Here is a 20,758-nt window from a genome sequence, read left to right on the forward strand (position 1 = left end):
TAGTAGCTCATGTCGGCGCGAGTCCTGGTTGTTGACGATATCGCCGCCAATGTCCGCTTGCTGGAAGCAAAGCTTGCAGCCGAGTATTTCGAGGTGATGACGGCGTCGAGCGGCAAGGAAGCGCTCGCCCTCATCGAGAAGCAGACGCCCGACATCGTGCTCCTGGACGTGATGATGCCGGAGATGGACGGCTTCGAGGTGTGCAAGCGCATCCGCGCCAATCAACGCACCCGTTTCCTGCCGGTGGTCATGGTGACGGCCCTGAGCGATCAGGCCGATCGTGTGCGCGGGCTCGAGGCCGGCGCCGACGATTTTCTCACTAAGCCAGTCAACGACCTCGCCTTGTTTGCGCGCGTGCGCTCGCTTGTCCGCCTGAAAATGATCATGGACGAATGGCGGATGCGCGAGCAGACCTCCGGCGCGTTCGACGTGCTGTCGTCGGAAGCGGAGCCGGCGGAGGAGGATCACACGAGCGCCAAGGTGCTGCTGGTGGAAGGCTTCGCGCCGGCGGCGCAGCGGATCACGACGATTCTCGCCGCCGATAAGGATACTGTGGAAGTTGCCGCCAATTCCGCCGAGGCCATGCAGAAGTCGGCCAAGGGCAACTACGATCTCGTCATCACCGGCCTGCAGATCGGGCAGGAGGATGGCCTGCGCCTCTGCTCCAACCTGCGCTCCGCCGACGAGACGCGCCAGGTGCCGATCCTGCTCATCGTGGATGAGTTCGAGATGCCGCGCCTGGTGAAGGGCCTCGACATCGGCGTCAGCGATTATCTGATGAAGCCGATCGACGCCAACGAATTGCTGGCGCGCGTGCGCATCCAGGTACGCCGCCGGCGCTACCAAGATCGCCTACGCACCAACTATGAACGCAGCCTCTCGATGGCGCTCACCGACGTGCTGACCGGCGTCTATAACCGCCGCTATGCGCTCCGCCACATGGAAGGGCTGATGAAGCGGGTGGCTGACACCGCAAAGCCGCTTTCCGTCCTGGTGTGCGACCTCGACCGCTTCAAGTCGGTCAACGACACCTATGGTCACGCCGCAGGCGACGAAGTGTTGAAGCAGTTCGCCCAGCGCGCCACGCAATCCATGCGCAACATCGACATGGTGGCACGTTTCGGCGGCGAGGAATTCGTGATCCTGCTGCCCGATACCGAGGGCGACAACGCGCTGAAGGCCGCGGAACGTCTCTGCAAGAAGGTCGCCTCGATCCCGATGGACGTGGCGGACGCGCCCGACGGCAAGCTCACTGTGACCGTCAGCATCGGCGTCGCATCCACGACCATGGCGATGCCGGGCGAGGAGCTCATCAAGCTCGCCGATGCCGCGCTCTATCGCGCCAAGCAAGGCGGCCGCAACCAGGTCTGTGCCGACCCCAGCGCGCTGCTGGTGGCATAGGTCCGGGACCTCTTGGCCCTAAGCCGGTACACGGGCGTTGGTGCGCGCCCCTTCCAGGCGCCATCCGAATGTCTTGCCGATCACCGTCATCGCGTCCGGCGAGAGATCGACGCGCGTGACCGGCAGCGTCGCCATCTTGGCCTCCGCAACCGCATCCCAGGATCGCAGCATCTGCTCGATGTTTCCGCGGCGGCGATAGAAGTCGATGGCGCCGGTCTGATACTGGCGGTAGCTGCGCAGCGCGCGATCGACGTGTTTGAGGAAACGGATCGGCTTGGGATAGCGCGTACGGTCCGGAATTCGCGGATGCTTCGCAATGCGCAGATACCCAACGGCTTGAAGGAGACACTTGGCGAGCGGGGCCAACAGCTTGCGGGCATGCAGCTTCCACCTAGGCACACCTAAACGGCCCAGAATCCACTGATCAAGCAGGCGCCGCTGCGTTGGCCGAATTTCAACCAAGGTCGCTGCCTCGCAGCGATGCAGCATGGGCCATAGCGGATCTTCCCAAAGTTGGTGCTTCAGGGCGTACCATTTGTACGTGATGTCGTAATGGAGAATGAAGCCAGGTATGCCGCCGGCGGCCTCGGTCTCAACGACAAAGGCCTCCCACTCCTCGTGACGGCTGCAGCAGAACTGGGGCCAAGTCTCGGCACCTTGCGGAAGATGCCGCCGGATATGCGCTGGTACGCGACCGGCACGAAATTCGCGTACGAATGAAGTCTTGCCCGCGCCGGACGGGCCTGCGACGATCAGAGCATGCAAGCGCTCCCCCGAACATCTCGCATTGCGCAGCAAAAAAGGCGCCTGACGATAGCCAAGCGCCCTTGTAAAAGCCAGCGGCAGTGCTGACTACTTGATCTTCGCTTCCTTGAAGGCGACGTGCTTGCGCGCGACGGGGTCGTACTTCTTGAACTCGAGCTTCTCGGTCGAGGTGCGCGGGTTCTTCTTGGTCACGTAGTAGTAGCCGGTGTCCGCCGTGCTCACCAGCTTGATCAGGACCGTGTTAGCCTTGGCCATTTGTCAATCTCGTCAGTGCGATAGGGGCAAAAAAGGTCGGCGCACCATAGCCAGGGAAAGCCCAAAGTCAAGCCCGAAGGGGTTTCTCAGGCTCTCCGGCGGGCCGCGGGCAAGGCGCGCAGAATAAGAGAATTATTTCGATATATCAGCAGCTTGGGAGACTCCCGACCGACCGGGACACGATCGCGCCACCGCGCCAGCGCAAGTCGGATCAGCGTCCAGGTCACGTCGACAATGTTGAGGCGGTCGAGCTCGCTGAGCTTTCGCCAGCGCAAATCCAGCAGTTCGCCGTCGCCGCGCACAGCGCCGATCGCCGTGCTGCCGTCAGCCAGGAAGAAGCGCGTGTTGTAACGCCGCCGCGATGCCACCGGCGTGATGGCGCGCAGCAGGAAATCGAAGGCACAGAAATCCGGCGCGCTGCCAGCCTGCGCGTAGGCCTGCCAGACCGCGCCGCCGCCCGGCTTCCCGCTGCCGCAGCCGTGGAGGATGAGGCCGGTCTCCTCATGCAGCTCGCGCAATGCAGCGCGCAGGAAGGCGATGGCTGGCCGGCGCTTGTTGCCGGCCTCCAGAGCCTCGGCGACGGCAGGATGCAGCCGCTCGCGAAAGCCCGATGGCAGATGATCTTCCGGGTCGACGCGGCCGCCTGGGACGACATAGATGTCGGGCAAAAAGGCCGTCTTGGCGTGGCGCCGCCCGAGCAGGATCTCAGGAGCTTCGCGGTTGCCCCGCAGCAGGATCAGCCCGGCGGCATCAACTGGCCGAACCGGCGTCTCTCGCTTCATTGCGCGAGGGCGGTGTTCTCGTCGTCGTGGTTCAGGCCCAATTGCGGCGGCTCGGCTAGGCGAACGGCGCTGGCGAACATGTCGGGCGTCGAGACCAGCCGCAGCGCGACTTCGAGATCGACCGGGTTGTCCTGCTCCCGTGCCGGGCAGGCCTTGCGCAACGAATCCAACCCTTTGGTGTCGTCCGGTTTCACGGCGTTGCGGCGACCGGTGGGGACCTGAGGCAGTTGGCCACGGCCCAGATCCCTCATCACCTCTTCGGCGCTACGATAAACCGAGGTGCAGACGCTGGGCAGCACGCCCAGATGATGCAGCGTATATCCGGACGGCGCGTGGAAGCGCGCCCACGTCAGCGTGATCTCGCCCTGGTTGGGCAGAGGCAGCACCGTCTGCACGGTGCCTTTGCCATAGGTGTTGCTGCCGACGACCACAGCGCGGCGGTTGTCCTGCAGCGCGGCCGCGACAATTTCGGCCGCGGAGGCGGAATTGCCGTCAACCATCACAACGATCGGCTTGCCTTTCGCGATGTCGTCGCCGCTGGCTTCGAAATACTGGTGACTGTCGGGATGCCGGCCATGGGTCGACACCACGCGTCCTTCTCGCAGGAAGAGGTTGGAAACCGCGACGGATTGATTGAGCAGTCCGCCAGGATTGTCCCTGAGGTCAATAACCAGCCCCCTCATGCGCGGGCCGATCTCCTGCTCGGCATCGGCCACGGCGCGCTTCAGGCTTGCCGCGGTCTCGGCGTTGAAGCTGTAGATGCGAAAGTAGCCCACATCGCCTTCGCGCCGATAGTTGATGCTCTCGGGCACCACATGAGCGCGTGTGATCGTCACGTCGAATGGATCTCGCGTCGCACGCTTGACGGTGATGTCGACCTTGCTGTCCACCGCTCCGCGCAGGCGCTCCACCACCTCGCGTTGGCCAAGCCCCTTTGTGCTCTCGCCGTTGATCGCGGTGATGATATCGTCGGTCTTCAGGCCCATGCGCTCGGCCGGCGTGTAGTGTTGGACGGAGACGACGCGCACCTGGTCGTCTTCCACCGAGATGCGCACGCCGATGCCGCCGAAGCCGTCGCGCGCGGCGCGGGCTTCGCGTGCGTTCTCCGCGCTGGAATAGCGGGAGAACTGGTCGAGCTTGCTGACCACGCCGCTGAACATCGCCTCATGGACTTTTTCGATCGGCGCTGTCTTGATTTTCTCCGATTCCGCCGTCGCTTCATCCAGCACGTCGGCGGTCAGATCGCCCCAGGCCTCGGGGTCGAAATCGCTGTCGACGGTCCGGCTATAGGCGATCTGGTTCTTCAACAGCAATTCGACCTTGTTGCCCGTGCGGCGGGCCGTCACGTCGGAATCGATCGTGCTGAGTTGCTGCATGCCGGCGAGGGCGAGGGCGCCGATGTCCGGCTTGTCGATATAGACCGCATCGATGTCTTCGAAGCCGGCTTCGAACATTTGGCGCGATAGCGCCGACGGATCGGTGGAGGACCGGCTGCCGACGCAACCCGCGATAGCAAGCCCGAAAAGCGCGATCGCCGCTACAGCGCGAGCCCGCCTGAAGAGGTCAAGAGACGGCATTCGAATCGATCTGATCATGTGTTCGAGCAAGCTAGGCCCCAGCCCCGAAAAACAGGTTAACGGCGCGGCTACAGTAGCAAATTCGGCGGTTCCTGCCAGCGTCTGTTAAGAGACAGTGGCGGGCGCTCAACGTATACTGGCGGAAGGGGCCGGGCGTTAATCGCGCCTGCGACGCTTTGCCCGTGATTTCATCGGTTTAGGCTTGGATTTTGATTTCACGCCGACGCGCGGCTTGGCGGTCCGACGTTCTTCGCCGACCAGCTTGCGGACTGCCCGATCATCCTGATGCGCGCTCCCGCCCGCGACCAGCTCGAAGCTCAACCCTCCTGTTAACGGCTGCGCGGCTGCCAAACGGACGGTGATCTGCGCGCCTAACTGGAAGACGCGGCCGTTGCGCCGCCCCACGAGGGCATGAGACCGCTCGTCATGATCATAGAAGTCCGGCGGCAGCATCCCGACGGGCAGCAATCCGTCGGCCCCTGTTTCCTCCAGCGTAACGAACAAGCCGAAGCGCGCCACCCCGCTGACGCGGCCATCGAAATTCTCGCCGACACGCTCCGCCATGAAATGTGCCACGTAGCGGTCGATGGCATCGCGCTCGGCTGCGGCGGCACGGCGCTCGGTCGCGGAGATGTGCTGCCCGGTCGGTTCGAACGTGGCGGCTGCATCAGTCGGGAGACCGTCATTGCCGAAGCCATAAGCCGAGATCAAGGCGCGATGCACCAGCAGATCCGAATAGCGCCGGATCGGGGACGTGAAATGCGCATAGCGCTGCAGCGCCAACCCGAAATGGCCGAGATTGCCCGGCGCATAGACGGCGGGCATCTGCGAGCGCAGCGTCAATGTGTGGATCATCGCGGCGTAAGGCGTCTTCGTCGCTTGCTCCAGCAGCCGGGTGAAATGCTTCGGCCTGATCACCTGGCCCCGCGCAAGCTTCAACCCCAGCCCATCGACGAACTGCCGCAGCGCCTCGACCCGCGCGGGGTCGGGCGGCTCGTGCACACGATACATGCAGGGTTGACGGCGTTTCTCCAGCGCCTCCGCCGCCGCGACGTTAGCGGCGATCATGAATTCCTCGATCAGGCGGTGGGAATCGAGCCGACTGCGCGGGACGATGCGGTCGATATGCCCGTCTTCTCCAAGGAATACGCGGCGCTCCGGGATGTCGAGGTCCAGCGTGCCGCGTGCCTCGCGCGCCTTCAGCAGCGCGCGGAAAGCGCCATACAGCGGCTCGATGATCGGCTTCAACACTGGCCCCGTCAGGTCGTTCGGCCTGCCGTCATGCGCTGCCTGCACCTGCTCGTAGGTGAGGCGGGCCTGCGAGCGCATCAGCCCGCGCATGAAGCGGTGGCGCAGCTTGTTCCCGTTGGCGTCGATGATGATCTCGACCGCCATGCAGGGGCGATCCTCGTTGGGCTTCAGCGAGCACCAGCCGTTGGACAGCTCCTCCGGCAGCATCGGCACGACACGGTCCGGGAAGTAGACCGAGTTGCCGCGCTCGCGCGCGGCTTTGTCCAGCGCGTCGCCCGCCCGCACGTAATGTGCTACGTCGGCGATCGCGATGACCAGGCGCCAGCCGCCCAGGTTCTTCGCATCCTTGTCAGGCTCGGCGAACACCGCATCGTCGAAGTCGCGTGCATCATCTCCGTCGATGGTGACAAGCGGCACGTCGCGCAGGTCAGTCCGCTTGCCCAAGGTCGCCGGCCCGGCTTCTTTCGCCTGGGTCAGGGCGGCGGGCGAGAACTGGAACGGGATCTGATGCTCGGCGACCGAGATCAGGCTGATGGAGCGCGGTTCATCCGCGCGGCCGATGCGCTCCACGACGCGCGCTTTGGGCGTGCCGAGCCGTCGCGCCGGTTCCGCTTCGACGATGACCAGATCGCCGGTGCGCGCGCTGCCGATCTCGCGCGGATGGATGGAGAACTCGGTCTTGATCCGCTTGTCGGTCGGCACCAAGCGGCCGAACCCGTCCTTGCCCTTCTCGAACAGTCCAACAACGCGCTGCGCCCGGCTCTGCAGCCTGCGGATCGCACGCGCTTCATAGACATCAGCATCCGTCTGTTTGAGCTGCACGAGGACGCGATCGCCGGCGCCGAGCGGGCGGTCGATCTTGCGGTCGTCGATGATGACGATCTTCGGCTCCGCGTCATCGGGCCGGAGGTCAACCGGCCGCGCCCACAGGTCGCCGTCGGCATCGGGACCGATGACCTGCACGACCGTCACCTCGGGGAGAACGCCGGCCGCGGCCAGCTGCCGCTTGCGGCCGCGATCGACCTGGCCCTCTTTTTCCAGCTCCTTGAGCATCGCCTTGAGCGGGATGCGGTCGGCACCCTTCAGATGAAAGGCGCGGGCGATCTCGCGCTTGCCGACCGGCCCTTCGCTTTCGCGGATGAAGGCCAGCACCTGCTCCTTGGTGGGGAGGGGGACGTGCTTCGCGCCGCGCTTCCTGCTGCGCTCTTCCATCGGCGCGTTGTCCTCGGCCTGATCAGTCTCAGGCTTGCGGCGTCTTGAATTCGATTTCGACAAAGACGAATTCGTGCTCGTTGGCGTTGATGACGTTGTGCTCGATGCCCACAGGACGGTAATAGGATTGGCCGGCCGTGAGTTCCGCGAGGCGCTGCGTTTTCCCATCATCGATCTGCAGCTTTCCCGTGGTCAGCGGCACGACGACATAGTCGTAGCCGTGCCGATGCCACGTCGTCTCCGCCCCCGGCGCAAAGCGCCAGAGGGTGACGAGGACGCGGTCATTGTCGACTTGCACGGTAGGCTGGGCGGCGGGGCGGGACATCGGGACTCGCGCTTTCTTCTGGTGCCCGATCATACAGAGCGGCGCCCACACCTGTCATCCCAGCCGAGCGAAAGCGAGAGCCGGGGCCTATGCGGCATTGCCGCGAGGCCGCATGGGTCCCGGATCGCGCCGCTTCGCGACGCGTCCGGGATGACAGCTGTTGAGGAGGTCGGGCCGCGCTATTCCGCGCTCTTCTTGGCTGCCTTCTTCGCAGCTTTCGGCGTCTTGGCGGCAGCCTTCTTCGCGACCTTCGGCTTCACCGCCTTGGGTGCGGGTTCGCTCAGCTCCTGCTTGGGCTCGGCTTTCTTGGCTGCCTTCTTCGTCGCCTTCTTGACCCGGCCGCCGCCGGACTTGGCGGCGCGTTCGGCGATCAGGCCGACGGCCTGGTCCAGGGTGAGCGATTCCGGCGCAATGCCCTTCGGGATCGTGGCGTTGATCTTGCCCCACTTCACGTAGGGACCGTAGCGGCCGTCATGCAGGGTGACCGGCTGGTTGTCTTCCGGGTGATTGCCGATGGGCTTGCCGGGAACCGGCGCACCGCGGCCGCGGCCCTTGCTCTCCTGGGCCAGCAGATCGACCGCGCGGTTGAGGCCGATGGTCAGCACGTCGTCATCCTTGGGGATCGATTTGTACTTGCCGTCGTGCTGTAGGTAGGGACCGAAGCGGCCGATGCCGGCCATGATCGGCTTCTTGGTTTCCGGATGATCGCCGACGACCCGCGGCAGCGACAGCAGGCCGAGCGCCACGTCGAGTGTTATCTGATCCGGCGTCACGCCGCGCGGCAGAGAGACTCGCTTGGGCTTCTCGTCGCCTTCTTCATCCAGCTGCACATAGTGCCCGTAAGGGCCCTTGCGCAACGTCACGTTCTTGCCGGTCTTCGGATCCACGCCGACTTCGAGCGGCCCGACCTGCTCGCTCTCCTCGCCATTGGCGACCGCGAGCGGGCGTGTGTAGCGGCATTCCGGATAGTTGCTGCAGCCGATGAAGGCGCCGGTCTTGCCGAGCTTGATGCCGAGCTGGCCGTTCTTGCAGGCCGGGCAGACGCGCGTGTCGCGCCCATCCTCGGTCGGCGGGAAGAAGTGCGGCGCCAGCGCCTCGTTCAGCGTGTCGATCACCACCGAGCGCTTGCCAATGCCGGAATCCAGGAAGCTGACCGCATCGTCCATCGAGGGCAGCTTGCCATCATCATCGTCGTTGGCCGGCTGATGCAGGCGGCTGAAGTCGAGCCAGAAATCGCGCAGCACTTCCTTCCATTGCGCGCGGCCGCCGGAAATATCGTCGAGCTTCTCCTCGAGGTCGGCGGTGAAACCGTATTCGACGTAGCGATCGAAGAAGTTGGTTAGGAAGGCCGTGACGATGCGGCCGCGATCCTCGGGAATCAGGCGCTTCTTCTCCAACCGCACGTAGCTGCGGTCCTCCAGCGTCTGGAGGATCGAGGTGTAGGTCGAGGGCCGGCCGATGCCGAGTTCTTCCAATCGCTTGATCAGGCTCGCTTCGCTGTAGCGCGGCGGCGGTTGGGTGAAATGCTGTTCCGGCTTGACGGTGCCGGCTTTGACGTTGTCGTTCGCCTTCAGGTCGGGCAGGCGCCGGCCGCTGTCGTCCTCGTCGACCGGATCGTCGCGGCCTTCCTGATAGACCGACAGGAATCCTGCGAACTTCACCACCGAGCCGGTGGTGCGCAGCGTGACCTTGCGGTCGGCACTCTCGATGTCGATCGAGACCTGGTCCAGTTCCGCGCTTTCCATCTGGCTCGCGACGGTGCGCTTCCAGATCAGGTCGTAGAGGGCGGCCTCATCCTCGCGCAGGTAGCGGCGGATGCGGTCCGGCCGGCGGAACAAGTCCGTCGGGCGGATGGCCTCGTGCGCCTCCTGCGCGTTCTTCGCCGTGCTCTTATAGATGCGCGGCGCGTCAGGCAGGAACTCCTTGCCGTATTGCTCGGCGATCAGCTTGCGGCTGGCGGCGATGGCATCCTGCGCCAAAGCGACGCCGTCGGTTCGCATATAGGTGATGATGCCGACCGTCTCGCCCTCTATATCCACGCCTTCATACAGCCGCTGCGCGATGCGCATGGTGTGGGTCGCGCCGAAGCCCAGCTTGCGCGAGGCCTCCTGCTGCAGGGTTGAGGTGGTGAAGGGCGGGAAGGGGTGCCGCTTGACCGACTTGCGTTCGACATTGGAGACCTTGAAGGGTGCGCCGGCGCGCACCTTTGCCGCCGCAGCCTGTGCTGCTGCCTCGTCGGGCAGATCGAACTTGTCGAGCTTCTTGCCGTCGAGATGGGTCAGGCGCGCGGTGAACGAGGTACCGTCGGGCGCGGTGAAGTCGACCTCGATGGTCCAGTATTCTCGCGCCTTGAAGGCCTCGATCTCCGCCTCGCGCTCGCAGATCAGACGTAGCGCAACCGATTGCACGCGGCCGGCCGAGCGGCTGCCCGGCAGCTTGCGCCACAGCACCGGCGACAAGGTGAAGCCCACCAGATAATCGAGCGCGCGGCGCGCCAGATAGGCGTCGACCAGCTCCTGGTCGATCGTGCGCGGGTTGTTGATGGCGTCGAGCACGGCGCGCTTGGTGATCTCGTTGAAGGCCACCCGCTCGAACGGGACCTTGCCAAGACCGCGCCGGGCCTTCAGCGCCTCGATGATGTGCCAGGAGATCGCCTCGCCCTCGCGATCAGGGTCGGTGGCGAGGATCAGCTTGTCCGCGTTCTTGACCGCCTCGGCGATTTCCCTGATCTGCTTCTGGCCACGGCCCTCGACCTCCCAGTTCATAAGGAAGTCGTTCTCCGGCTGCACCGAACCGTCCTTGGAGGGCAGGTCCCGGACGTGGCCGAACGAGGCCAGCACCCGGTAGCCCTGCCCTAGGTATTTATTGATCGTCTTGGCTTTTGCCGGGGATTCGACAACGACGATTTTCATCTGCGTCTTGCGGCTCTCTGTAGTCATTTTGGGGCACCGCCAGCCGCGACTCGCGGCCCCCTGAACCCCACGTCAGGGAGCGGCCAGCAACGAAACGCGATTGCCGGGATGGCGTTCCAGGCGACCTGCGAGGTCGAGTTCCAGGAGCACCTGTCCGATAACGGGCGGTGAGGATTGGCACTGTCGGAGCAATTCGTCAACCGCGATGGGACTGGGCCCAAGCCGGTCCAGAACGTCGCGGCGGGTTCTGTCGACATCCCGCTCTACCGTAAAATCAATGGGTTGGTCGATTTCGCTCAGGGGCTTGTCGACCTCGATCGATTGGTGCCGCAGACTCGTTAAGATTTCCAGAATCTGGTCCGCATCCTCAATTAGGGCGGCTCCCTCGCGGATCAAGCGGTTGGCGCCGCGGCATCTTGGATCGAGCGGCGAGCCTGGAACGGCCATCACCTCGCGCCCCTGTTCGCCCGCCATCCGGGCGGTGATGAGCGAGCCGGAGCGCAGCGCCGCCTCCACCACGACGACGCCCTTGGAGAGGCCGGAGATGATCCGGTTGCGGCGCGGGAAATGGATGTCCCGGGGCTTGAAGCCCGGCGGCATCTCGGAGACGACGAGGCCCGCTTCCAGGATCCGCTCGCGCAAGGCGGCGTTCTCCTGCGGATAGATGTTGTCCACGCCGCCCGCGACCACGGCGATCGTCCCTGCCTTGTCCAGTCCGGCGGCAAGGGCGCCTTGATGGGCCGCGCCGTCGATCCCGCGCGCCAGTCCCGAGACAACGCACCAGCCGGCCGCCGCCAACCCTTGCGCCAGATCGCGCGCCAGCTTCTGCCCGTTGCCGGACGCGTTGCGCGCGCCGACCAGCGCGACGCACGGCTGAGCCAGCCGGGCGTCGTTGCCGAGCAGGATGATGCAAGGCGGTGCATCCTCGATCGCGGCGAGGGCGGCCGGGTAATCGGCTTCATTGAGAAAGAGGTGTTGTGCGCCGAGCTTCGCCGCGTCCGCGAGTTCCGCCTCAATCTCCTTGACCGGTGCCGCCACCAGCGGCCGCGTGCGGCCACCACGCTTCGCCAGTTCCGGCAACCGCGCCAAGGCTTCGCCGGCCGATCCGTAGCGACGGATCAGCCGACGATAATTGGCAGGCCCGATCTGCTCACTACGCGCGAGCCGCAGGCAATCGAGGCGCTCTCGTTCGGTAAGCGCGCGTTGCGTCATGCCGCAACGCTAGAGAAGCATCAATGGTTTTGCAACCAACCGGGGGACGCTACACTTTCTCGACCGCGGCGCCGCTCTCGGCCCAGTCCTTGAAGGCGCCCAGATTGCGCACGTCCGTGAAGCCGAGATCCTTGAGGGCTTTGCCGCCGAGCGCCGAACGCCCGCCGGATGCGCAATAAAGAATCACTGTCTTATTCGGGTCGAACGCCTGATCGTGATAGGGGGACTTGGGATCGGCCTTGAACTCCAGCATGCCGCGCGAGACGTGCAACGCGCCTTTCACCTTGCCGCTCGCCTGCAGCTCCGGCGCATCGCGGACATCGACGATGAGCGCGCCCTTCTCCTGAAGCTGTGCCGCTTCCTGCGGCGAGATTGCCGGCACCACGGCCTTGGCGGCCGCAACGAGATCCATGATTGACTGCGCCATGACTACCTCCTTGGCGTTTTGACAACATCATACGCCACGAGAACCGCGCCACCCGTGGAAGGCGCGCAATATCCTATGACGGCCGGCTAAGTCAAACAGAAAATGTGTGACTTGTCACAGTCGCGTGCCAGCCGTCAGCCTTGAGGGGCTTCCTTCTTCTTGCCGATCTTCGGCTCTTCGCCTTTGAGCAGGCGGCGGATGTTTTCGTGATGGCGGATCCACACCAGCACTGCCGCGAAGGCGGCAAGCCATGCCTGCGGCACGGTGCCGAGCCAGAGGGCGATGAACGGCGCTGCGGCCACTGCAGCCAAGGCCGATAGCGAGGAGTAGCGGAACAACACCGCCGCCGCGAGCCACACCAGGCACGCGCCGATGCCGACCATCCAGTTGGCGGCGATCAGAGTGCCGAGAGTGGTAGCAACGCCCTTGCCGCCCTTGAACTTGAGCCAGACCGGGAAGAGGTGGCCGAGGATCGCCGCGCCGCCGGCCATTACCGTCAGGTCTTCGCTGACAAGGCGCGCGATCAGGACGGCGATGGCGCCCTTGCCGCCATCGAGCAGCAGGGTGGCAAGCGCCAGATCCTTGCGCCCCGTGCGCAGCACATTGGTCGCCCCGATATTGCCCGATCCGATGTTGCGGATGTCGCCCAGGCCGGCGAGTTTGGTCAGCACCAACCCGAACGGGATCGAGCCCAGCAGGTAGCCGAGGGCGGCCGCGGCAACGTGGGGAAGGCCAAACTCGTTCATGCGCGCTCTCCCTCGAGGGCGAAAACCGCCCTACCGTCGACGAAGGTCTTGAGCACGAGGCCCTGCACCGGGCGGCCGTCATAGGGCGAATTCTTGGACTTGCTGCGGAACTTCGCGACGTCGATGCGGTAGGGCCGATCGATATCCAGCAGCACCATGTCCGCCGGCGCGCCCTTCGCGAGCCGGCCCTGCGGCAGGCCCAGAATGTCCGCCGGCCGGCTGGTGAGGCACCGCAAAGCCGCGAGCAAGGTCATGGCGCCCTTATGGTACGGCTCGAGCGCGATGGGCAGCAGCGTCTCGAGGCCGATCACGCCGGCTTCCGCCTGGGCGAAGGGCACGCGCTTGCTTTCGACATCGTGCGGCGCGTGGTCACTGGCGATGCAGTCGATCACGCCGTCGGCGAGGCCGGCTGCGATCGCACGCCGATCGGCTTCGCCGCGCAACGGCGGCGACACCTTGGCAAAGGTGCGGTAGTCGCCGATCTCGGATTCATTGAGCGAGAAATAGGGCGGCGCCGTATCGCATGTGACGCGCAGGCCCTCCTGCTTCGCCTTGCGGATCGCTTCGACAGAGGCAGCGGTGGAAACGTGCGCGACGTGATAGCGCGCACCCGAACCGCGCACCAGATGCAGGTCGCGCTCGATCATCATCACCTCCGCATAGGCCGGGATGCCCGGAATGCCGAGGCGCGTCGAGAGCTCGCCGTTGTTCATCGCGCCGCCGGCGGCCAGGCCCGGCTCCTCCGGATGCTGGATCACCAATGCATCGAAGCTGCGCGCATAGGTAAGGGCGCGGCGCATCACCTGCACGTCGCGCACCGCGTAGAGGCCGTCGGTAAAGCCGAGCGCGCCGCTGTCTGCCAGCAGGCCCATCTCGACGAGGTCCTTACCCTCCAAACCCTGGGTCAGTGCGCCGTAGCAATAGATCTTCACGCGCCTGACTTCCCGCGCGCGCCGCGCGATGAACTCGATGCCCGCCACGTCATCGATCACCGGATCGGTGTTGGGCAGGCAGACCATGGAGGTGACGCCACCCGCGGCTGCCGCCACGCTGCCGGTCTCGATCGTCTCCTTGTGCTCTTCGCCCGGCTCGCGCAGCTGCACGCGCATGTCGATCAAGCCCGGCGCCAGCACGCGGCCATGGCAATCGTGGATCTCCGCGTCCTGAGAGACGTTGGCGCGCGTCACCTGCGCACCGGTCGCCACGATCACGCCGTTCTCCACCAGCACGCCGCCGGTCTCGTCGCGGTTGCTCGCCGGATCGACCAGCCGCGCGTTGACCAGCGCGAGGGGGCGGTCCTGCTTCTTCGGCGGCTTGGGCGGCAGGGACGGGGGCGTCATTGGTTCCCCGTCAGATTGCGGGTGAGCGCATCGAGGCAGGCCATGCGCACGGCCACACCCATCTCCACCTGCTCGCGGATGACGGAGCGGTTGATGTCGTCCGCCACTTCCGAGTCGATCTCGACACCGCGGTTCATCGGGCCGGGATGCATGATCAACGCATCGGGCTTGGCGAGCGCCAGCTTGGCGTAGTCCAGCCCATAGAACCGGAAATACTCTCGCGTCGATGGCACGTAGGCGCCCTGCATGCGCTCGAGCTGCAAGCGCAGCATCATGACGATGTCGACGTCCTTCAGCCCCTTTTTCATGTCGGTGAAGACCTCGACTCCCATGCGATCGATATTGCTGGGGAGGAGCGTCAGCGGTGCGATCACCCTGACCCACGCGCCCATCTTGGTCAGGAGCTGGATGTTGGAGCGCGCGACGCGGCTATGCAGGATGTCGCCACAGATCGCGACCAGCAGGCCGTTCAGCTTGCCGAGCCGTCGGCGGATGGTGAGGGCGTCGAGCAGCGCCTGGGTCGGATGCTCGTGGCGACCGTCGCCGGCATTGATCACCGAACCGTCCACCTTTTGCGACAGCAGGTTGACCGCGCCGGATTCATTGTGGCGCACCACCATCACGTCCGGCTTCATGGCGTTGAGGGTCATGGCGGTGTCAAGCAGTGTCTCCCCCTTCTTGATGGAGGAGGTGCCGACCGACATGGCGATAACGTCGGCGCCAAGCCGCTTGGCCGCCAGCTCGAATGAGGTGCTGGTGCGGGTCGAGGTCTCGAAGAACAGGTTCATGACGGTGCGGCCGCGCAGCAGCTTGCGCGCGCGCTCGTCGTCCTTGGGAAGATTGGCGTAACTGTCCGCCAGGTCGAGCAATCGCTCGATCTCCGCCGCGGAAAGCGCCTCGATACCGAGCAGATGCCGGTGTGGGAAAAACGCGTTGGCGGCGTTGGGCGACCCGATCATCGGGGGCGCATCATATCCACGAAGCGCCCCCGGTCAATCGATTCGCAGGGCTGGAAATCCATCCGCAAGATGACTTGATCCCCCGCCCCCAACTTGGGGGCGGGCTAGGGTGGGGGAAGCGAGCGAGGACTATCTCTGACCGAAGTGCGGCTTCCCCCTCCCCAGCTTGAGGGAGGGGATCCATTGCTGACCGCTTGGTTAGGTTACGCCTTCTCGGCGATCACCATCCAGTTGACGCCGAACTTGTCCACCGCCATGCCGAAGCTCGCGGCGAAGAACGTCTTATCCAGTGGCATCTGGATCTTGCCGCCTTCGGCGATGGCAGTGAACAGCCGCATGGCCTCGGCACTGTTGGCGGCGTGAATGGTGAGCGCGAAGCCCTGGAAAGCGGGCGCGCCCAAGCAGTAGCCGTCCGATGCCAGGATCTCCGTCTCGCCGATCTGGAAGGCGGAGTGCATGACCTTGCTCTTGCTCTCCGGCTTGACCTGAGACTGGTCGGGTGCCTCGCTGAAGCGCATCAGCGCATTCACCTTGGCTCCGATCGCGCGCTTGTAGAACTCTAGCGCTTCCTCGCACTTGCCGTCGAAAAACACGTAGGGTTGGACTTTCATGACGGTCGTCTCCACTTGGAAGTATTAGACTTGTCGCGTTCCGCTACGCTGCCCGGATGCTGGCGAACGCCTCGGCAATCCGCTGAGGGGCGGTGGAACGCTGATACATCCGCTGCAGGTAAGCCTTCAGGTTTGGGAGAACTTCGAGCAGCTGTTGCTCGTTCGCCCAGTCCATCAGGTAAGCCGTGACGCAATCGGCAGCCGTGATGCGATCCCCGACGATGAACTGACGTCCGTTCATATGACGTTCGAGCACGGACGCCATGGCCGTGAACTCCTCGCGGGCGAGATCAACGTCCTGAGGTATCCGCTTGTGTTCGGGAAAGAGGAACGTGTGCTTGGTGATCCGCCACAGCGGCTGCTCGAGCTCGGTCATGGCGAACATGACCCAGCGATAGACCTGGCCCCGCTCCTGTAGTCTGGTCGGCATCAGCCCTTTCTCGGGATATTTCTCGGCCAGGTACAGGACGATCGCCGCCGATTCCGTCAGCACCAAGTCGCCGTCGACCAGCACCGGCACCTTTCCCGCGGGGTTGAGCGCGAGGAAATCCGGCCGTTGGTGTTCACCGGCCTGGAGATTGACCGGAATGAACTCGAACTCCACACCCAATTCCTTGAGGCCCCAGATCGCGCGCAGCGACCGGGTGGGGCCGAAGCCATAAAGCTTCATCATTGGTTCCTCCAGATAATGCCACTCCCTTCGCTGATAACCCGTGCGCGGGAGCGCTTGTTACGGTATGTATACACCGTCCACATACGCTAGCAGAGAAAATGGACGCTGTCCACATTCTGAATCGAGATCTGGGCATGACAAAAAAATTGCGATCCAAAACGCCAGCACGCACGACCTATCGCCACGGTGACTTGCGTCGGGCGCTGCTGGAAGCTGGGATCGCCCTGGCGCGCGCGGGCGGGCCCAGCGCGATCGTGCTGCGCGAGGCGACGCGGCGGGCCGGCGTGGTGCCGAACGCTGCCTATCGGCACTTCGCCAGCCGACAGGATCTGCTGGAAGCGGTGCGCTCTGCGGCCTTGTCGGAGTTGGCGAAGACGATGGAAGCAGAGATCGCCAAGGTTCGGCGCGGCAAATCCGCCGGGGAAGCTGCCCGCGCCAAGCTCCGTGCTGTCGGGACCGGCTACCTGCGCTTCGCCTTTACAGAGACGGGATTGTTCCGCACCGCATTCGCCGCACCCGAACCGTTGGGCTTCACTCGTGATCCTGCGCGGAAGGGCGCGAGCGGGCTGGATCCCCTCGAACTCCTGGGTGCCGCCCTGGACGACCTCACCGCAGCCGGTCTGCTGCCGCTGGAGCGGCGGCCAGGCGCGGAGTTCCTCGCCTGGTCCTCCGTCCACGGCTTTGCCATGCTGGTGATCAACGGCCCGCTGCATACCGTGCCGCGCAGCGACATCGATGCGATCGGCGCCCGTGTCGTCGCGATGGTGGAGAAGGGGCTCTAGACAGCAGCGCGGCTCCGGATAAGCTGAGCGCCTTCAGCGCATGGGAGGGGGCGGATGAGCATCGATTTCCTGATCACATCCCTGATCATCGTCGCATCTCCTGGCACCGGGGTGCTCTATACGCTAGCGGCCGGCCTTTCGCGCGGCTCGCGCGCCAGCGTGGTGGCGGCGGTCGGCTGCACGCTCGGGATCGTGCCGCACATGGCGGCCGCCATCATGGGCCTTGCGGCTCTGCTGCATACCAGCGCGCTTGCCTTCCAGACGCTCAAGTATCTCGGTGTCGCCTATCTGCTCTACATGGCCTGGAATGCGCTTCGGGAGCGTGGCGCCTTGCGGGTGGAGAGCGAAGTCGACGCGAAATCGGCGACCCAAGTCATCATCTCCGCCATCCTGATCAACATCCTCAATCCGAAGCTCTCGATCTTTTTCTTCGCCTTCCTGCCCCAGTTCGTGAGCGCAGATGAGGCCCGGCCGCTCGCGCGCATGCTGGAGCTGAGCGGAATCTTCATGCTGATGACGCTGGTGGTGTTTGCGATCTACGGCCTGTTCGCCGCCGCGGTGCGCAACCAGATCATCTCCCGCCCGCGCGTGCTGACCTGGATGCGCCGCAGCTTCGCCGCGGCCTTCGCCGCGCTCGGTGCGAAGCTGGCATTTGCCGAACGCCCGTAGGTTCTCCTACTCTGCCGCCCGGCGCGACCTTGCCGGCACTCCACCTTGGCTCTTGAGATACGCATTCTGGTCATGCATGAGCGCGCCCTCGGGCAGCGCCTTCCACAACGGCCCTAGGCTCTCGCGCACGCGGTTTGCATAGAACTGGGGCAGTTCGTCGCTTTCGCCCTCGAAGAAACGGCGAATCGGGACGTCCTTGTCAAGCAAGCGGCGGATCTTCGCTTGCCACGCGGCCCGGCCCGAGCTGACAGCGCGCACGCCGTTGAGAAAGCGCGTGTTGACACCACGATTGGCCAAGAAGCGCCGGCGTACCCGAGCGCCGGACAGTGCGTAGCGCGTCAGATCAACCGCGTAGTCGTAGAACTCCGGCCAGGTGTAATTGAGCGGCCGCACGTTCATTGCATGATTGCTGTCGAGAAAGTGGAACGGGAACGGCAGCACGCGACCCGCTCGTTGAAGGTCGAGGTTGAGCGGAGCTGCCTGACCGTAACACGTGAGCAGTGAGAACGCCGGATACGCACCGGGCGCCAGATCAACAAACTGCTTGGTCAGCTCGAACGGCTCCGGGCCGCTGTCGCAATCCAGTCCCAGCACGAAGTTGGTCTGCACGTAAGGCACGTGCCGCAAGATCATGTTCACGTGGTCGGCCACGCGACGGACCTTGGCCTCGCCGGTCGCGATACCGGTCTTCGACTTGTTGCCGAGGTCGTACCAGGATTCGATGCCCGGAAGCAGCGCGTCGAATCCGTTGCGAGCCAGGCGCTTCACATGCGCCTCCGACAACAGCGACAGGCTGCTCTCTGCGACAAACCGCATGCGCCGGGATGGCACGACCTCCTCGATGACGTTCATATAGTCATCGAAGCGCACGCCAAAGTTCGGGTCGTGCCAGGAAACACGCGGGCGCCTGAACTTGCCGAGCAGGAAACGCAGATCATCGCGGATCTGATCGAAAGGCAGAGGCTGATAGGGCACCACCGAGTCGATGCAGAAGCTGCAGGTATAGGGACATCCCAAGCTACCAACCATTGGCACCATCTTGAAGAATGGCGATTTGGCAATGGTCGGTTCGATGAACTTCCAGCGCTCGCGCAGGCCTGGAACGGTCGCCGGCTGCCGTTTGGCGCTCAGCTGCAGCCCCAAGGGTCGCTGCGGCGCTGGATCGCGAAGGACGTCCTCAACGATATGCTTGTCGGTAAAGCCGAGCACGTAGTCGAAGTACCTGGCGGCGTTCTGCGGATAGGAGCGGGCATGCGGTCCACCCAGGACGGTCACCGCACCGCTGCGCCGATGCAGGTTGCTGATGGCGTAGGCGGTCTGCGCAGAGCGCGTGAACGCCCCGACGAACAGCACGTCGGTTTCATGCAGCACCTCGCTCGTCAGATCCTCGACGCCGGTGTAGCAGATGAACCGCACATCGTGACCAAGCTCCTCGCACCACACGGCAATTGCCTGCGGCATGATGCTCGCGAGGTTGGCATTCATGATGCGGTTGAAGAGCCGTCGCGTCGGCCCCTTGGTCACGAGGTCGAGAACGGTAACCCGAAGTTTGCGCAAGACTTGCCCTTTGAACACACTGAACGCGAAGATGACGGGGCTATTCGGTGCCAAGTCGATGAAACAGGTAGATAGGTGCCAGTTCCGCGTCGTCGCAAGGCAGACAGTCCATGCTGGCGCAATCTCCCACAGCTTTGTCACGGGCGCGGGCCCGTTGTCACATTTCAAATGCAGCTTCCTTGGACCTGACGCGCAGCAACCTCGAAGGGTCGCCGACATCGTGTGCGCGCTACGGCGCCGCAGCGGATTGCCGAGGCTTTCGCGAGAACCTTCGCGGAACGCTAGAGCTGCTGGAAGGCGGCGGTGAGCGTCGGGTTGGACCGGTAAAGCGAGAATGCGGTCTCGACCCAGCCGTCGGTGTAGCCGTTCCCGATGATCATCTCGACGTCGCGCCCGACGCCCTCCGCAGTCAGGGCGGCCGCAGTGAAAGAGGTCGCCATGCTGAAAAAGAGGACGCGACCTTTCGGACGTGTCGCGAGGATCGCGCCACCCTCGCATCCGGGCACATTGGTCGTCACGATGGTCAGGTCCGCCAGCCGTCCATCGGTCGCACGGGCGACTGCCTGGTGCGTCGCCAGCGCATCACGCAGATCGACTTCTGGCAGTGCGTCGGCGACATGGAGCGAATTCGCGCGATTGAGCGCGTTCCTGCTCGCATCAAGGCCGATCAGCAGACCATCCCGACCCATCGCCTGGCGCGCCGCGCACAAGGACAGCAGGCCGGCCCGGCCACACCCCAGCACGCAGATGGTCTGGTCCGGCTGCGCCAACTTCGCGACGTGGCCTGGCGCGCCTGCAACGTCGCACAGCGCCATTGCGGCATTCTGGGGAATGTCGCTCGGCAGCTTGGTGTAGAGCCCGCTCGCGAACAGGATCGCGTGTCCCTCGGCCTCCACCCGCGCCGACCTCTCATCGATCGTTCCGATCTTGTGCAGGTGCAACGGCGTCAAGGTGAGCGAGACCAGCGTGCAGATGACATCGCCGACCGCGATGTCCCGCACGGGAAAATCGGGCCCGATCTCGCTGATGCGCCCGACCAGCACGCCGCCGGAACCCGTGACCGGATTGTGCATCTTGCCGCGCGTGCGCACGATCTCCGCGATCTGCGCGCGCATGCGCTCATCGTCGTGCCCGCAGCTCTCACCGATCTGCCGCATCGAGGAAGAGTCGAGGTGAAGATGCTCAATAGCGATCAGCAGTTCATTGCAGCGGATCGGCAAAGAAGCGTCCAGCCGCTCGGCCGATTGCGGCAGTCCGCCGCCGGCGCGATGCGATCCGAAGGGGCAGGGCGCAGGCAACGCG

At 64.6% G+C, this 20,758-nt stretch carries 19 protein-coding genes; 3 read left to right on the top strand and 16 right to left on the bottom strand.

The genetic code is table 11. From position 1 onward, the window contains the following. Positions 1 to 9 precede the first annotated feature (9 nt). Positions 10 to 1,401, top strand: a complete 1,392-nt coding sequence (locus DTX69_RS14435; RefSeq protein WP_119302240.1) for a PleD family two-component system response regulator — start codon at positions 10 to 12, stop codon at positions 1,399 to 1,401. Positions 1,402 to 1,419: 18 nt separating this feature from the next. Here DTX69_RS14435 and DTX69_RS30135 read toward each other — a convergent pair whose 3' ends face one another. From DTX69_RS30135 to DTX69_RS14505, 14 genes are all read right to left on the bottom strand, one after another. After that, entirely contained in the window at positions 1,420 to 2,166 is a 747-nt protein-coding gene (locus tag DTX69_RS30135; protein ID WP_162917178.1) for a hypothetical protein, read from the bottom strand. 87 nt (positions 2,167 to 2,253) lie between these two features. Then, complete coding sequence (gene rpmG / locus DTX69_RS14445; protein WP_119302242.1) at positions 2,254 to 2,421, bottom strand: 50S ribosomal protein L33; 168 nt, start codon at positions 2,419 to 2,421, stop codon at positions 2,254 to 2,256. An 86-nt stretch (positions 2,422 to 2,507) separates the two neighbouring features. Then, positions 2,508 to 3,203 (bottom strand): NUDIX hydrolase, encoded by a 696-nt coding sequence (locus tag DTX69_RS14450; RefSeq protein WP_119302243.1) that lies wholly within the window; start codon positions 3,201 to 3,203, stop codon positions 2,508 to 2,510. After that, positions 3,200 to 4,657 (bottom strand): S41 family peptidase, encoded by a 1,458-nt coding sequence (locus tag DTX69_RS14455; protein WP_162917179.1) that lies wholly within the window; start codon positions 4,655 to 4,657, stop codon positions 3,200 to 3,202. Before DTX69_RS14455 ends, DTX69_RS14450 begins: the two co-directional genes overlap by 4 nt. 279 nt (positions 4,658 to 4,936) lie before the next feature. Next, complete coding sequence (rnr, locus tag DTX69_RS14460) at positions 4,937 to 7,243, bottom strand: ribonuclease R (protein WP_119302245.1); 2,307 nt, start codon at positions 7,241 to 7,243, stop codon at positions 4,937 to 4,939. 28 nt (positions 7,244 to 7,271) lie between these two features. Further along, a complete protein-coding gene (locus tag DTX69_RS14465) occupies positions 7,272 to 7,568 on the bottom strand; it encodes a cupin domain-containing protein (RefSeq protein ID WP_119302352.1) in 297 nt (98 codons plus the stop codon). 179 nt (positions 7,569 to 7,747) lie between these two features. Continuing rightward, complete coding sequence (topA, locus tag DTX69_RS14470) at positions 7,748 to 10,507, bottom strand: type I DNA topoisomerase (protein ID WP_284735771.1); 2,760 nt, start codon at positions 10,505 to 10,507, stop codon at positions 7,748 to 7,750. A 45-nt stretch (positions 10,508 to 10,552) separates the two neighbouring features. Then, positions 10,553 to 11,692 (bottom strand): DNA-processing protein DprA, encoded by a 1,140-nt coding sequence (gene dprA, locus DTX69_RS14475; protein ID WP_119302247.1) that lies wholly within the window; start codon positions 11,690 to 11,692, stop codon positions 10,553 to 10,555. A gap of 49 nt (positions 11,693 to 11,741) precedes the next feature. Beyond that, a complete protein-coding gene (locus DTX69_RS14480) occupies positions 11,742 to 12,119 on the bottom strand; it encodes a rhodanese-like domain-containing protein (protein ID WP_119302248.1) in 378 nt (125 codons plus the stop codon). Positions 12,120 to 12,253: 134 nt separating this feature from the next. Continuing rightward, entirely contained in the window at positions 12,254 to 12,865 is a 612-nt protein-coding gene (gene plsY / locus DTX69_RS14485; RefSeq protein ID WP_119302249.1) for a glycerol-3-phosphate 1-O-acyltransferase PlsY, read from the bottom strand. Beyond that, positions 12,862 to 14,205, bottom strand: a complete 1,344-nt coding sequence (locus DTX69_RS14490; RefSeq protein ID WP_119302250.1) for a dihydroorotase — start codon at positions 14,203 to 14,205, stop codon at positions 12,862 to 12,864. Before DTX69_RS14490 ends, plsY begins: the two co-directional genes overlap by 4 nt. Beyond that, a complete protein-coding gene (locus tag DTX69_RS14495; RefSeq protein WP_119302251.1) occupies positions 14,202 to 15,164 on the bottom strand; it encodes an aspartate carbamoyltransferase catalytic subunit in 963 nt (320 codons plus the stop codon). Before DTX69_RS14495 ends, DTX69_RS14490 begins: the two co-directional genes overlap by 4 nt. Positions 15,165 to 15,367: 203 nt before the next feature. After that, positions 15,368 to 15,775: a VOC family protein gene (locus tag DTX69_RS14500; protein ID WP_119302353.1), complete on the bottom strand. Its 408-nt coding sequence runs from the start codon at positions 15,773 to 15,775 to the stop codon at positions 15,368 to 15,370. A gap of 43 nt (positions 15,776 to 15,818) precedes the next feature. Then, complete coding sequence (locus DTX69_RS14505) at positions 15,819 to 16,448, bottom strand: glutathione S-transferase family protein (RefSeq protein ID WP_119302252.1); 630 nt, start codon at positions 16,446 to 16,448, stop codon at positions 15,819 to 15,821. 134 nt (positions 16,449 to 16,582) lie between these two features. Between DTX69_RS14505 and DTX69_RS14510 the strand changes: the two genes are divergently transcribed. Next, positions 16,583 to 17,230: a TetR/AcrR family transcriptional regulator gene (locus DTX69_RS14510; RefSeq protein ID WP_119302253.1), complete on the top strand. Its 648-nt coding sequence runs from the start codon at positions 16,583 to 16,585 to the stop codon at positions 17,228 to 17,230. A 54-nt stretch (positions 17,231 to 17,284) separates the two neighbouring features. Continuing rightward, positions 17,285 to 17,899 (top strand): LysE family translocator, encoded by a 615-nt coding sequence (locus DTX69_RS14515; RefSeq protein WP_119302254.1) that lies wholly within the window; start codon positions 17,285 to 17,287, stop codon positions 17,897 to 17,899. A 6-nt stretch (positions 17,900 to 17,905) separates the two neighbouring features. Here DTX69_RS14515 and DTX69_RS14520 read toward each other — a convergent pair whose 3' ends face one another. Next, entirely contained in the window at positions 17,906 to 19,456 is a 1,551-nt protein-coding gene (locus tag DTX69_RS14520; RefSeq protein WP_119302354.1) for a B12-binding domain-containing radical SAM protein, read from the bottom strand. A 281-nt stretch (positions 19,457 to 19,737) separates the two neighbouring features. Next, positions 19,738 to 20,754 carry an L-erythro-3,5-diaminohexanoate dehydrogenase gene (kdd, locus tag DTX69_RS14525; protein WP_119302255.1) on the bottom strand — a complete coding sequence of 339 codons (1,017 nt, stop codon included), beginning with the start codon at positions 20,752 to 20,754 and terminating at the stop codon, positions 19,738 to 19,740. Between the last annotated feature and the right edge of the window lie 4 nt (positions 20,755 to 20,758).

Origin of the sequence: Dongia deserti, assembly GCF_003574735.1 — a bacterium.
Taxonomy (GTDB): domain Bacteria; phylum Pseudomonadota; class Alphaproteobacteria; order Dongiales; family Dongiaceae; genus Dongia_A; species Dongia_A deserti.